The organism is Pseudomonas sp. YA1 (assembly GCF_058680555.1).
In genome coordinates this window covers 374,361-387,171 of record NZ_JBZWBG010000001.1, presented here as the reverse complement: position 1 = coordinate 387,171, position 12,811 = coordinate 374,361, and the positions used below count along the sequence as shown (strand labels likewise).

Annotated in this window: 12 protein-coding genes; 3 read left to right on the top strand and 9 right to left on the bottom strand. The window is 66.1% G+C overall.

Annotated elements, in window-relative coordinates:
• Positions 1-27: 27 nt before the first annotated feature.
• From ampDh2 to AC4OR5_RS01760, 7 genes are all read right to left on the bottom strand, one after another.
• Positions 28-807 carry an N-acetylmuramoyl-L-alanine amidase AmpDh2 gene (gene ampDh2, locus AC4OR5_RS01790; protein WP_003096970.1) on the bottom strand — a complete coding sequence of 260 codons (780 nt, stop codon included), beginning with the start codon at positions 805-807 and terminating at the stop codon, positions 28-30.
• Between the two features lie 28 nt (positions 808-835).
• Positions 836-1,429, bottom strand: a complete 594-nt coding sequence (locus tag AC4OR5_RS01785) for a MarC family protein (protein WP_003102836.1) — start codon at positions 1,427-1,429, stop codon at positions 836-838.
• Positions 1,430-1,546: 117 nt separating this feature from the next.
• Positions 1,547-3,562, bottom strand: coding sequence for a diguanylate cyclase DgcP (gene dgcP, locus AC4OR5_RS01780; protein WP_058159822.1), 2,016 nt, complete (start codon positions 3,560-3,562; stop codon positions 1,547-1,549).
• A complete protein-coding gene (locus AC4OR5_RS01775; protein WP_003096975.1) occupies positions 3,559-4,437 on the bottom strand; it encodes an endonuclease/exonuclease/phosphatase family protein in 879 nt (292 codons plus the stop codon). Before AC4OR5_RS01775 ends, dgcP begins: the two co-directional genes overlap by 4 nt.
• Positions 4,438-4,452: 15 nt before the next feature.
• Positions 4,453-5,088 carry a thiol:disulfide interchange protein DsbA gene (gene dsbA / locus AC4OR5_RS01770; protein WP_003096976.1) on the bottom strand — a complete coding sequence of 212 codons (636 nt, stop codon included), beginning with the start codon at positions 5,086-5,088 and terminating at the stop codon, positions 4,453-4,455.
• Between the two features lie 167 nt (positions 5,089-5,255).
• Positions 5,256-5,861 carry a c-type cytochrome gene (locus tag AC4OR5_RS01765; protein WP_003102831.1) on the bottom strand — a complete coding sequence of 202 codons (606 nt, stop codon included), beginning with the start codon at positions 5,859-5,861 and terminating at the stop codon, positions 5,256-5,258.
• A 45-nt stretch (positions 5,862-5,906) separates the two neighbouring features.
• Positions 5,907-6,200: a c-type cytochrome gene (locus AC4OR5_RS01760; protein WP_003096979.1), complete on the bottom strand. Its 294-nt coding sequence runs from the start codon at positions 6,198-6,200 to the stop codon at positions 5,907-5,909.
• Between the two features lie 183 nt (positions 6,201-6,383).
• Between AC4OR5_RS01760 and yihA the strand changes: the two genes are divergently transcribed.
• The gene (yihA, locus tag AC4OR5_RS01755; RefSeq protein ID WP_003096980.1) at positions 6,384-7,031 is read left to right on the top strand and encodes a ribosome biogenesis GTP-binding protein YihA/YsxC; all 648 of its coding nucleotides are present in this window, start codon (positions 6,384-6,386) and stop codon (positions 7,029-7,031) included.
• Between the two features lie 263 nt (positions 7,032-7,294).
• Here yihA and polA read toward each other — a convergent pair whose 3' ends face one another.
• Complete coding sequence (polA, locus tag AC4OR5_RS01750; protein ID WP_058159824.1) at positions 7,295-10,036, bottom strand: DNA polymerase I; 2,742 nt, start codon at positions 10,034-10,036, stop codon at positions 7,295-7,297.
• Positions 10,037-10,113: 77 nt separating this feature from the next.
• Between polA and AC4OR5_RS01745 the strand changes: the two genes are divergently transcribed.
• Positions 10,114-10,404, top strand: coding sequence for a DUF2782 domain-containing protein (locus AC4OR5_RS01745; protein WP_003096984.1), 291 nt, complete (start codon positions 10,114-10,116; stop codon positions 10,402-10,404).
• Positions 10,405-10,437: 33 nt separating this feature from the next.
• Positions 10,438-11,388: a homoserine kinase gene (locus AC4OR5_RS01740; RefSeq protein ID WP_058159826.1), complete on the top strand. Its 951-nt coding sequence runs from the start codon at positions 10,438-10,440 to the stop codon at positions 11,386-11,388.
• Positions 11,389-12,115: 727 nt separating this feature from the next.
• Here AC4OR5_RS01740 and AC4OR5_RS01735 read toward each other — a convergent pair.
• Positions 12,116-12,805, bottom strand: coding sequence for a TSCPD domain-containing protein (locus AC4OR5_RS01735; RefSeq protein ID WP_003096987.1), 690 nt, complete (start codon positions 12,803-12,805; stop codon positions 12,116-12,118).
• Positions 12,806-12,811: the final 6 nt, after the last annotated feature.

The following is a 12,811-nucleotide window of genomic DNA, read 5'->3' as shown; positions in this document are numbered from 1 at the left end:
CGCTCCCGGCAGGCTTTTCCACAGGCCTCAGGAAGTCGGCACCGCCAGCAGCAGCGCGGCGGTTTCCAGGTCCGGCTCGCCATCGAAGCGGGCCGGACGGTATTTCATCTGGAAAGCGCCGATGACGTCGCGGGTGTCCTTCTCCAGCTCGCCGGTCTGCGGCACCAGGTAACCGTGCCGCGCCAACTGCTGCTGGAACCAGCGCACATCCGGCAGCTGGCCGTTCAGTTCGGCGAGCCGGCGCGCCAATTCGCCGGGCTTCGGCCAGGGCACCAGGCCGGCGTCGGCGAGGCGCTTCCAGGGGAACAGCGGACCCGGATCGACCTTGCGGCCCGGCGCGATATCGCTGTGTCCGATGATCCGGTCCGGGGTGATGCCGTGGCGCTTGGCGATGTCCTTCAGCAGGGGGATCAGCGCCTGGATCTGCGCTTCGCTGAACGGATACCAGACCCGCCCCTGGGGTGTATCGCGATAGCCCTGGTTGACGATCTCGATGCCGATCGAGGTGGCGTTCAGCCAGGTCCGGCCCTGCCATTCACTGACCCCGGCGTGCCAGGCGCGGCGGTTCTCATCCACCAGGCGGTAGACGGTGGCCGGCTCGTCGTCGCCGATCAGGTAGTGCGCGCTGACGCCGCCGTGGGTGAGGATGCCCAGCGAATGCGGCAGATCGGTGGAGGTGTAGTGGAGGACGATGAACTGGACGCGGCTGTCCTGGTTCGCCGAGGTGTAGTCGGTGTTCAGGCGCGGGCCGCTGGAGCAGCCGGCCAGCAGCGACAGGGTGAAAGCCAGTAGAACGAACGAACGCATGATGACTCCGAAAAAATGGGCAGCGCGGTCAGGCGGCGATGTGCAACACGCTGCGCAGGTTGTCCAACAGCATATCGACGCTGAGCATGATCAGCAGCATGCCGGCCAGGCGCTCGATGGCGGTCAGCCCGCGCGGGCCGAGGAAACGCTGGAGGAACGCCGCCTGCAGCAGGATCAGCGCAGTAGCGGCCCAGGCCAGCACCACCGCCAGGTAAAGCTCCCACAGCGGACCGTCGAAGGTGGTGCGCAGGGTGATCAGCATCGCCAGCGCCGAGGGCCCGGCCACCGCCGGGGTGGCCAGGGGTACCAGCAGCGGCTCGCCGTCGGGCACTTCGCCGAGCAGCCCTTGGGGCGACGGGAAGATCAGGCGCATGGCGATCACGAACAGGATGATGCCACCCGCGATCCCGGTCGCCTCGCGGGACAGGCCGAGGCCGCTGAGGATGTGCTCGCCGAGGGTGAGGAATAGCAGCAGCAGGCCCAGGGCGAAGGCCAGCTCGCGAAACGCCACGCGCAGGCGGCGCCCGGGGGCGACGCCTTTCAGCGCGGCGAGGAACACGGCGATGTTGCCGAAGGGATCGGTGACCAGAAAGATCAGGACGGCGACGCCGAACATATCCATGGGAATTTCCAGAGCGGGACAGCCGGTCATTCTACCGGGCGGGACCATTCTAGCGAGCCGCGGCAACACCTGCAGGCGAGCCCGTCCCGAGTCGTCGGAATGTGCGCTGGTCGCCCTTCAGGCCACTTCCAGGCGGTCCCGGCCGGCGCGCTTGGCTCGATACAGCGCCTGGTCGGCGCGCTCGAAAACCACTTCGCCGGCCTCGTTGCCTTCGAACGCGGTGATGCCGGCGGAACAGGTGATGCTCAGGGGCTCGCCCTTGAAATGGAACGGACAGGCGGCGATCGCCGCGCGCAGCCGTTCGAGCAGTTGCCGGCCGGCTTCCAGGGACGTGGCCGGGAGCAGGACGACGAACTCCTCGCCGCCGAAACGGGCGATGAAATCGGCCTGCCGCAACCGTTTGCGCAATTCGCCGGCAATGATCTTCAGCACCTTGTCCCCGGCCAGGTGGCCGAAGTCGTCGTTGATCCGCTTGAAGTGGTCGATGTCCAGCACCGCCAGCAGCAGATCGCCGCCGTCCCGGTGCCGGCGCGCCACCTCCTGTTCCAGGCGCTCGCTGAGCGCCGCGCGGTTGGGCAGCCCGGTCAGCGGATCGGTCAGGGCTTTCTGTCGCTGGTCCTCCAGGTGGCTGTGGAACGCCTTGGCATCCTGTTCCATGCTGTTGACCCGTTCCATCAGCGCCTGCAGGCGGCCGGACACCTCCTGTTCGTGCTCGGCCTGTTCGCGCTGGTGTTCGTCCATGGAGGCGAGCAGGCCGTTCAGCCGGCTGTCCACCGCCAGCTTGAGGCTGTTCAGGTCGGTCGCCTGCTGCACGCTGGCCTGCAGGCCACTGACCTGCTCACGCAGCGATTGGTCGAAGCCGCGCGCGTTGTCCAGCACGTCGGTATAGCCGGCGTGGGCGTCGCCCAGGTGGCCGAGGAAGCTTTCCAGGCGCTCGTTGAGTTGCCGCAGGTATTCCTCGAAGTCGCGCTGGCCACTGTCCGCCAGGGACAGCACCAGCACCGCCAGGTCGTCGAGTACCGGCACCAGCTCATACCAGTTCAGGCTGCCATCGATCCGCTCCCGCAGCGCCTCGGCCTGGGGCTGGTGGCTGCTCGGCAGGGACAGGCCGTCGAGCAGCCGCAGCAGGCTGGCCTCGATGTGCGGCGCCACCGCGCTGTAGCCGGGCTCCGGTATCGGCGGCGGCAGTTCGTAGGCCTCGTCTACCGCCTGCCCGTCGAGGTTATCCACAGGGGTGGCCGGAGCTTCGGGCGCGCTTTCAACGTCCGCCGGCACTGCGGGCGGCGACTCCGCACCCGCGTCTTCCAGCGTCTCGCTAAAGCTCAGGCCGGCCGGTAGCGGCAGGCTGTCGAGCCAGATTTCCCGAGGCTCATCCAGCAGGATCTGGTTCGGCTCGCCACGCTCGGCGACCCCGACCCAACCCGCTGGCGCGCTTTCGATGGCGGCGACCCTGCTGGCGGGCAACGGCTGCGGCGGGCCGCCTGGCGCCTCGTCGTGCTCGGCGACCGGCAGGGACGGCGTGGCCGCCGCCGGTTGGATCGGTGTATTGCTTGCCGCCACAACGGACGGCACCGATGCGCTCGGCTCCGCAGCGGTTTCCGACTCCTTGCCGCCGAACAGGCGTTGCAACAGGCTCGGGCGACCGTCTTCGGCGTCGCCGCCCTTGCGCTCGGCCAGCGCCTGGCGTTGCAGCCTGCTCAGCTCGCTGAGCAGGATCGGAATCTCGCGCGACTGCCGGGCGCGCTCCTCGATATCGCGGGCGAACTGCTTCAGCGGCTTGCGCAGTTCCCGCGGCAGGTTCAGGGCCAGCAACTGCTGGGCCAGTTCGCCGAGGGCATCGATGTTCTGCTGGGTGCGTTGCTGGCGGCGTTGTTCGGAGTCGAGCACGGCCTTTTCCAGGCGCGGAATCAGGCCCGACAGGCCGGCGTCCATGTCGTCGCGACGGAGGATCTCGCGTAGCTCCTTCATGCACTGGTCGACCGCCTTGTCGCTGCCTTCGGCCGCCAGACTGCTACGCACCAGGCCGCGACGCAGCAGGTCGATGCGGGCATCCCAGCGCCGTTGCAGGCGCTCCTGCTGCTCGATGTTCTCCAGGTACTTGTCTTTCCAGCGCTGGACGTCGTCGCGACTCATGGCGGACTCCCGGCATCCCCGCGCACGACCAAGGCCTTGTCGCGCAGGTTGTCCGGCAGGCGAATCTCCACCGATACCGGCAGATGGTCGGAGATCGGCTGGTCGAGCACGTCGACCCGCTCGAGAGCGAGATCGGAACTGAGCAGGATGTGGTCGAGATTGCGCTGCGGCCGCCAGCTGGGAAACGTCGCCTCGACCTGCGGCGCCATCAGGCCGAGGTCGCGCAGGGGCGAGTTTTCCAGAAGATCGACGGCATGGGTGTTCATGTCGCCCATCAGCACCTGGTGGCGGTAGTCGCCGATCAGCTCGCGGATATAGGCGAGCTGGCGGGTGCGGGTGCGAGCGCCGAGAGCGAGATGCATCATCACTACCACCAGCGCGTCGGCGCCTTCGCCAAAACGCACGAAGATCGCGCCGCGCCCCGGCGGACCGGGCAACGGATGATCTTCCAGCAGGGTCGGCCGCCAGCGGCTGAGCAGGCCGTTGCTGTGCTGGGCGATACGCCCGAGGTTGCGGTTGAGCTGCTGGTACCAGTAGGGGAACGCCCCCAACTGGGCCAGGTGCTCGACCTGGTTGACGTAGCCGGAACGCAGGCTGCCGCCGTCGGCTTCCTGGAGGGCGACGAGATCGTAGTCGGCGAGCAGTTCGCCGATCCGCTTCAGGTTGGTCGCCCGCCCCGCGTGGGGCAGCAGGTGCTGCCAACCGCGGGTCAGGTAGTGGCGGTAGCGCTCGGTGCTGATACCGACCTGGATGTTGAAGCTGAGAAGGCGCAGGCGGCCGTCGTCGGGCAGCTCCCGCGAATCGTCACAGGAGGGGTTCACTCGCGGGTCGCAGCTGCCTGCGACCCGAGGTTCACGCTGCCAGCGGCGCAACATGCCGAATCACCTTGCCTACTTCTTGGCCGCTGCGCGCTCTTTCTCGATCAGGTAGTCGGCCAGCTTGAGGGTTTCCTCCGGACCACCGGCGGAGCCGATGTCGAAGCGATATTTGCCATTGACCACCATGGTCGGTACGCCGGTGACCTGGTAGGCCATCGCCAGCTTCTTGGCCTTTTCCATCTGGCCCTTGATGGCAAAGGAATTATAGGTGCTCAGGAATTTTTCCTTGTCCACGCCCTTGCCGGCGAGGAAATCGGCCATTTCTTCCGGAGTGGCGAGCTTCTTGTGCTCCTTGTGGATCGCCTCGAACACGGCGTTGTGTACGTCATGCTCGACACCCATGCTTTCCAGGGTCAGGAACATCTGCCCATGGACGTTCCAGATACCGCCGAACAGGGCAGGCAGGCGCACGAAATGGACATCTGCCGGCAGCTTCTCGCTCCACGGCACGATGGTCGGCTCGAACGCGTAGCAATGCGGGCAGCCATACCAGAACAGTTCCACCACTTCGATCTTGCCCGGCTGGGACACCGGCACCGGGCTGCTCAGCTCGACGTATTCCTTGCCGGCGGTATAGTCGTCGGCCTGGGCGGCCATGCCGAACAGGCTGGCCATGGCCAGCATGGCGGTGAGAATCAGGTTACGCATCGTTCACTCCTAGGCGAGGTCAGTGCCGCTCTCCGGCCGGGTTCGGCCCGGTCAGTTCGACCGGGGGGAGCGGTCACGGGTTCCAGCATTGTAGCGATGGCGGACGCAAAAAAGGGCAGCCGAGGCCACCCTTTTTCATACATCTTTTTTGCCGTGCTACGCAGCGATCAGTGCAGACCCTGGATGTAGCTGGAAATCGCGGCGATGTCCTTGTTCGACAGCTTGGCGGCGATGGACTGCATGATCTTGGTGTCGCCGTCGTTGGTGCGGGTGCCTTCGCGGAAGTCGGTCAGCTGCTTGGCCACGTAGGTCGCGTGCTGGCCGCCCAGGTGCGGGAAACCGGCGGTTGCGATGCCGACGCCGCTCGGGGAATGGCAACCGGTGCAGGCCGGCATGCCTTCGGCGATCTTGCCGCCGCGGAACAGCGCTTCGCCCTGGGCCACCAGGTTCGGATCGGCCATGCCGACGCTCATCTTCTGGCTGGCGAAGTAGGCGGCGATGTCGGCCAGGTCCTGGTCGCTGAGGTTGGTCAGCAGGCCGGTCATTTCCAGCACGGTACGCTTGCCGTCCTTGATGTCATGCATCTGCTTGAGCAGGTAACGCTCGCCCTGGCCGGCCAGTTTCGGGAAGTTCGGCGCCGGGCTGTTGCCATCCGCACCGTGACAGGCGCCGCATACCGCGGCTTTCGCCTGGCCCGCGGCGGCATCGCCAGCGGCATGGGCAAGGCCGGTCAGACCCAGGGTCAACAGCAGACTCACGAGAAGTTTGTTCATCAGCTAATCCAATTACGGCTAAGGGTGAAAGATAGTGGGCTTCGGCTACTTCTTCACCATCCACTGGATGGTTGCCTGGTAGTCTTCGGCACTGCAGTCGGTGCACAGGCCGCGGGGCGGCATGGCGTTGAATCCGTTGGTCACATGCTGGACCAGGGTCGGCATGCCCTTGGCCAGCCGCGGCTCCCAGGCGGCATGGTCGCCCTTTTTCGGCGCCATCGGCAGCTGGCCGTCGTGACACGCGCCACAGGTCCGGTTGAACACTGCTTCCGGGTCCTGCGCCGCCTGCGCCGTAACGGCCACCGCAACGACTGTCGCTGCGAGCAGCAGTTTCTTCATGATCGTCCTCATCAGGGGGAACGCCCGCGTTCTACCGCGCGGAAAATGCTCTGTCCGTTCCCGCGCGCGCTCGACCCTGGGGGATAAAGCGCACACAAAATCCGCGGCATTATATACTTCCGATACCGAAACGGAAACGAAACAGCCCCCCGCGACACCGAGTCGCACCCCTGTGGATAACCCATGTCAGAGAAGAACCCCATCGTCGGCCTGTGCCAGAAGGCCAGCTTTCTCATCAGTGCCGCCCAGGTCGACCAGTGCCCCCCCGACGAGGGCCTGGAAGTCGCTTTCGCCGGGCGCTCCAATGCCGGCAAGTCGAGCGCGCTGAACACCCTCACCCACGCCAACCTGGCGCGCACCTCGAAAACCCCGGGACGTACCCAACTGCTCAATTTCTTCGCCCTGGACGACTCGCGGCGCCTGGTGGACCTGCCCGGCTACGGCTACGCGAAGGTGCCGATCCCCCTGAAGCAGCACTGGCAGCGCCACCTGGAAGCCTACCTGAGCAGCCGCGCAAGCCTGGCCGGGGTGTTCCTGATGATGGACATCCGCCACCCGCTGACCGACTTCGACCGACTGATGCTGGATTGGGCACAGGCCAGCCAGCTGCCGATCCATGTGCTGATGACCAAGGCCGACAAGCTGGCCTTCGGCGCGGCCAAGAACGCCCTGCTCAAGGTACGCCGGGAAGTCCAGCAAGGCTGGGGCGACGTCGCCACCCTGCAACTGTTCTCCGCGCCCAAGCGCCAGGGCGTCGACGAGGCGCAAATGGTCCTGGCGCAATGGCTGGGCCTGCTGGACGAGGAACAAGAGGCGTTCGAGGAAGCCTGAATTCCAGGCAAAAAAAACCCCGAGCTTCGTATGGGGAGGGGGAAGTTCGGGGTTCAAGTCCGGACCGCTAGGGCGGGGTCCAGGAATCTGCCAACACTAAACACTGCAAAGGAGCATCGAAGGGCTCAAGAAGCCATTCGTGTGTTCTGACTGTCGGCAAAACGGGAAAGTTCAGCGCACCGCGAAAAACTTTTCCACGGCACCCTCACCGGGCACTCCGGACCTGCTCGCAAGGCCCGCCACACGGGCCTCGCAACCGTTCATCAGTGGGCTTCGTCCCAGTTCGAACCGACACCCGCCTCGACCACCAGCGGTACGTCCAGGGTCGCCGCACCGCTCATCAACGGGCGGATTCCCTCGCGCACCTGCTCGACCAGGTCCTCGCGCACTTCCAGCACCAGTTCGTCGTGCACCTGGAGGATCACCCGGGCATCGAGGCCGCTTTCCAGTAGCCAGTTATCCACAGCGACCATGGCGCGCTTCATGATGTCCGCCGCGGTGCCCTGCATCGGCGCGTTGATCGCGGTGCGCTCGGCGGCCTTGCGCATGGCGCCGTTCTTCGAATGGATCTCCGGCAGGTACAGACGACGGCCGAACAGGGTTTCGACGAAGCCCTGCTCCGCGGCCTGGGCGCGGGTCCGTTCCATGTACGCCAGGACGCCGGGGTAGCGGGTGAAGTAACGGTCGATGTAGGCCTGGGCCTCCTTGCGCTCGACGCCGATCTGCTTGGCCAGGCCGAAGGCGCTCATGCCGTAGATCAATCCGAAGTTGATCGCCTTGGCGCTGCGTCGCTGGTCGCCGCTGACGTCTTCCAGCGGCACGCCGAAGACTTCCGCCGCGGTGGCGCGGTGTACGTCCAGGTCGTGGCGGAAGGCATCCAGCAGGCCGTCGTCCTTGGCCAGGTGGGCCATGATCCGCAGCTCGATCTGCGAGTAGTCCGCGGCCAATAGCTTGTAGCCCTGCGGCGCGACGAACGCCTGGCGGATGCGCCGGCCCTCCGCGGTGCGGATCGGGATGTTCTGCAGGTTCGGGTCGCTCGACGACAGCCGCCCGGTAGCCGCCACCGCCTGGTGATATGAGGTATGGATGCGCCCGGTGCGCGGGTTGATCTGCTCGGGCAGGCGGTCGGTGTAGGTGCTCTTGAGCTTGCTCATGGAGCGGTACTGCATGATCACCTTGGGCAGCTCGAAGTCCTGCTCGGCCAGTTCGGCGAGCACCGCCTCGGCGGTGGACGGCTGGCCGGTCGCGGTCTTGCTCAGCACCGGCAGGCCGAGCTTGTCGTAGAGGATCGCGCCGAGCTGCTTGGGCGAGCCGAGGTTGAATTCCTGCCCCGCCAGGTCGTATGCCTGGCGCTCCAGGGCGACCATCTTCTCGCCCAGTTCGCGGCTCTGGATGCCCAGCAGGTTGGCGTCGACCAGCGCGCCGTTGCGCTCGATTCGCGCCAGCACCGGTACCAGCGGCATCTCGATATCGGTCAGGACCCTGGCCAGGGACGGGATCGCCTCCAGCTTCTGCCACAGGGCCTGGTGCAGGCGCAGGGTCACGTCGGCGTCCTCCGCCGCATAGGGCCCGGCCTGTTCGATGGCGATCTGGTCGAAGGTCAGTTGCTTGGCGCCCTTGCCGGCGATGTCCTCGAAACGGATGGTGCTGTGGCCGAGGTACTTCAGGGCCAGGCTGTCCATGTCGTGGCGAGTGGCGGTGGAGTCCAGCACATAGGACTCGAGCATGGTGTCGTAGGCTACGCCCCGCAGCGCGATGGGGGTGCTGGCATTGGCCAGGACATTGATGTCGTACTTGGCATGCTGGCCGACCTTGAGCTTCTTCGGATCCTCCAGCAGCGGTTTCAACGCACGCAGCACCGCGTCACGGTCCAGTTGCTCGGGAACGCCCATGTAGCTGTGGGCCAGCGGCACGTAGGCGGCCTCGCCCTCCTTCACGGCGAAGGACACCCCCACCACCTGCGCCTGCTGGGCGTCGATGCTGGTGGTCTCGGTATCGAAGGCGATCAGCTCGGCCTCCTCCAGCTTCTTCAGCCAGGCGTCGAACCCGGCCTGGTCGAGCACCACGTCGTAGTCGACCTCGGCCTGGATAGGCGTTTCCGCCTCGCCGCTCTCGCCGGCCTCCTTGGCCTCGCGCAGGAGGTCGTCCAGCCAGTTCTTGAACTCCAGCTCGCGGTACAGGGCGATCAGCGCTTCGCGCTGCGGCTCGCCGGGATACAGCTTGTCGATCTCCACGTCCAGTTCGACGTCGGTCTTGATGGTCGCCAACTGATAGGACAGGAACGCCTGCTCGCGATTTTCCTCGAGCTTCGCCGGCAAACCCTTGGCGCCGCGGATCGGTAGCTCGGGCACCTTGTCCAGGCTGGCGTAGAGCACCTCCAGGCCGCCACCGACGCCGGTCAGCAGGCCCAGCGCGGTTTTCTCGCCGACGCCGGGAACGCCGGGGATGTTGTCGACCTTGTCGCCCATCAGGGCGAGGAAATCGATGATCAGCTCAGGACCGACGCCGAATTTCTCTTTCACGCCATCCACGTCGAGGCGGCTACCGGTCATGGTGTTGACCAGCGTAATGTGCCCGTCGACCAGTTGCGCCATGTCCTTGTCGCCGGTGGAAATCACTACCGGGCGGCCGGCCGCGGCGCTGCTGCGCGCCAGGGTGCCGATCACGTCGTCGGCCTCGACCCCCTCCACGCACAGCAGCGGCAGGCCGAGGGCGCGGACGCTGGCATGCAGCGGCTCGACCTGGACCCGCAGGTCGTCGGGCATCGACGGCCGGTTGGCCTTGTACTCGGCGAACAGCTCGTCGCGGAAGGTCGGGCCCTTGGCGTCGAAGACCACCGCGAACGGGCTGTCCGGGTACTGCTTGCGCAGGCTCAGGAGCATGTTCAGCACGCCCTTCACCGCACCGGTGGGCTTGCCGGTCGAAGTGGTCAGCGGCGGCAGGGCATGGAAGGCGCGGTACAGGTACGAGGAACCGTCCACCAGGACGAGGGGCGCTTGGCTCATGAGGGGAATCAACCTTTTCCGGAGACCAGGGCGTGTAGAATGAACCCTGGACGATTCGATAAAGGAGCAAGGTTACCATGCGTACGCTGAACCGCTTGATGCTCGCCGGACTGCTGGCGTTCGCCCCGCTCGTCGCGATGGCGGCGGACGACGACGCGCCCTCCGGCGAGCCCGACGTAACCATCCGCCAGGAGGGCGACAAGACCATCCAGGAATACCGCGTGAATGGCTTCCTCTACGCCATCAAGGTGGTTCCCAAGCATGGCAAACCCTATTTCCTGGTCCGCGCCGACGGCAGCGATGGCAACTTCATTCGCTCCGACCAGCCGGACAAGCTGATTCCACAATGGGAGATCTTCAGCTGGTGATGTGCACTTCCAACCTGGCGAGGCCGCGCTGACATGTCGGTGTTCACCCCACTCGAACGCTCGACCCTGGAAGCCTTCCTCGCCCCCTACGACCTGGGCCGCCTGCGGGATTTCCGTGGCATCGCCGAAGGCTCCGAGAACAGCAACTTCTTCGTCAGCCTGGAACACGGCGAGTTCGTCCTGACCCTGGTCGAGCGCGGCCCGGTGCAGGACCTGCCGTTCTTCATCGAACTGCTCGACGTGCTCCACGAGGACGGCCTGCCGGTGCCCTACGCCCTGCGCACCCGCGACGGCGAGGCCCTGCGCCGTCTCGAAGGCAAGCCGGCGCTGCTGCAACCGCGCCTGGCCGGCCGCCACGAGCGGCAGCCGAACGCCCACCACTGCCAGGAAGTGGGCGATCTGCTCGGCCACCTTCACGCCGCCACCCGCGGGCGCATCCTCGAACGCCCGAGCGACCGTGGCCTGCCCTGGATGCTGGAACAAGGTGCCAACCTCGCCCCGCGACTACCGGAACAGGCCCGCGCCCTGCTCGCCCCGGCCCTGGCGGAGATCGCCGCGCTGGATGCCGAGCACCCTGCGCTGCCGCGCGCCAACCTGCATGCCGACCTGTTCCGCGACAACGTGCTATTCGACGGCCCGCACCTGGCCGGTCTGATCGACTTCTACAACGCCTGCTCCGGCTGGATGCTCTACGACCTGGCGATCACCCTGAACGACTGGTGCTCCAATGCCGACGGCAGCCTGGACCCGGCCCGCGCCCGCGCCCTGCTCGCCGCCTACGCCAACCGCCGGCCGTTCACCGCGCTGGAAGCCGAGCACTGGCCGAGCATGCTGCGGGTCGCCTGCGTGCGCTTCTGGCTGTCGCGACTGATCGCCGCCGAGGCGTTCGCCGGACAGGACGTGCTGATCCATGATCCGGCGGAGTTCGAGATGCGCCTGGCGCAACGGCAGAACGTGGAGATTCATTTGCCGTTTGCGTTGTAGGCAGGAACCGCAGGAGTACGGCCGTCCTGCGGCCGCTCGCCCTTCAAAACCCATGCGGTTTGGCGTCTTGGGTGAGGCCGAGCTGACATCCTGTCGAGGCCTCGTCGTTCAGCCCACCCCCGGCCCGGCCATCCTGGCCGGTCGTTCGCATTGAAAAACGCATGCGGTTCGGTGTCTTGGGTAAGGCCGAGCTGACATCCTGTCGAGGCCTCGCCGTTCAGCCCACCCCCGGCCCGGCCATCCTGGCCGGTCGTTCGCATTGAAAAACGCATGCGGTTCGGCGTCTTGGGGTGAGGCCGAGCTGACATCCTGTCGAGGCTTCGTCGTTCAGCCCACCCCCGGCCCGGCCATCCTGGCCGGTCGTTCGCATTGAAAAACGCATGCGGTTCGGCGTCTTGGGGTGAGGCCGAGCCGACATCCTGTCGAGGCTTCGTCGTTCAGCCCACCCCCGGCCCGGCCATCCTGGCCGGTCGTTCGCATTGAAAAACGCATGCGGTTCGGCGTCTTGGGGTGAGGCCGAGCCGACATCCTGTCGAGGCCTCGTCGTTCAGCCCATCCCCGGCCCGGCCATCCTGGCCGGTCGTTCGCATTGAAAAACGCATGCGGTTCGGCGTCTTGGGATGAGGCCGAGCCGACATCCTGTCGAGGCCTCGTCGTTCAGCCCATCCCCGGCCCGGCCATCCTGGCCGGTCGTTCGCATTGAAAAACGCATGCGTTTTTCAAGTGCTCACCCACATTTCGAGTGTCCGCAGTTGAGGCAGGTGGCGCAGCCGTCCATCTGTACCACCGCCATGCTGTTGCACTTGCCGCACAGTTGCGCGCCGGCGGGGAAGCCTTCGCCCGGCTCGACCTTGCTGGTGCCCTGGGCGGCCTCGTAGGCGGCGCGTTTTTCCGCGAGGAAAAGACGCTGTTCCTCGTCCAGTTCAGGGCCACGCAACAGACCGATGGCCGTCAGGTGGCGCTCCAGCACGCCGCCGATCTCGGCGACGATGGAGGGCATGTAGATGCCGCCTTTCTTCAGGTAGCCCCCGCGCGGGTCGAATACCGCCTTGAGTTCCTCGACAAGGAAGGTGCAGTCGCCGCCCTTGCGGAAAACCGCGGACATGATGCGGGTAAGTGCGACGATCCACTGGAAATGATCCATGTTCTTCGAGTTGATGAAGATCTCGAAGGGACGCCGCTGCTCGTGCGCCGTGCCCGCATTGAGGACCATGTCGTTGATGGTCACGTAGAGCGCGTGCTCGAACAGCGGCGACTTGATCTTGTAGGTGGCGCCGATCAGGGTATCCGGGCGCTCCAGGGTCTCGTCCATCTGCACCACCGACGCGGCTTCCGCAGCGGCGGCAAGGGCCTGCTCCTCGGCTTCGTTGACGACCTTGAAGCCCTTGATCTTCTGCGTGATCTTGACTGCTGACATATCGAT

What these genes read in the sequence shown, in the direction of transcription:
- polA (WP_058159824.1), bottom strand. Translation starts at nt 10,036, where the DNA reads ATGAGCCAAGCGCCCCTCGTCCTGGTGGACGGTTCCTCGTACCTGTAC.
- AC4OR5_RS01765 (WP_003102831.1), bottom strand. Translation starts at nt 5,861, where the DNA reads ATGAACAAACTTCTCGTGAGTCTGCTGTTGACCCTGGGTCTGACCGGC.
- yihA (WP_003096980.1), top strand. Translation starts at nt 6,384, where the DNA reads ATGTCAGAGAAGAACCCCATCGTCGGCCTGTGCCAGAAGGCCAGCTTT.
- AC4OR5_RS01735 (WP_003096987.1), bottom strand. Translation starts at nt 12,805, where the DNA reads ATGTCAGCAGTCAAGATCACGCAGAAGATCAAGGGCTTCAAGGTCGTC.
- ampDh2 (WP_003096970.1), bottom strand. Translation starts at nt 807, where the DNA reads ATGCGTTCGTTCGTTCTACTGGCTTTCACCCTGTCGCTGCTGGCCGGC.
- AC4OR5_RS01745 (WP_003096984.1), top strand. Translation starts at nt 10,114, where the DNA reads ATGCGTACGCTGAACCGCTTGATGCTCGCCGGACTGCTGGCGTTCGCC.
- AC4OR5_RS01740 (WP_058159826.1), top strand. Translation starts at nt 10,438, where the DNA reads ATGTCGGTGTTCACCCCACTCGAACGCTCGACCCTGGAAGCCTTCCTC.
- AC4OR5_RS01775 (WP_003096975.1), bottom strand. Translation starts at nt 4,437, where the DNA reads ATGTTGCGCCGCTGGCAGCGTGAACCTCGGGTCGCAGGCAGCTGCGAC.
- dgcP (WP_058159822.1), bottom strand. Translation starts at nt 3,562, where the DNA reads ATGAGTCGCGACGACGTCCAGCGCTGGAAAGACAAGTACCTGGAGAAC.
- dsbA (WP_003096976.1), bottom strand. Translation starts at nt 5,088, where the DNA reads ATGCGTAACCTGATTCTCACCGCCATGCTGGCCATGGCCAGCCTGTTC.
- AC4OR5_RS01785 (WP_003102836.1), bottom strand. Translation starts at nt 1,429, where the DNA reads ATGGATATGTTCGGCGTCGCCGTCCTGATCTTTCTGGTCACCGATCCC.
- AC4OR5_RS01760 (WP_003096979.1), bottom strand. Translation starts at nt 6,200, where the DNA reads ATGAAGAAACTGCTGCTCGCAGCGACAGTCGTTGCGGTGGCCGTTACG.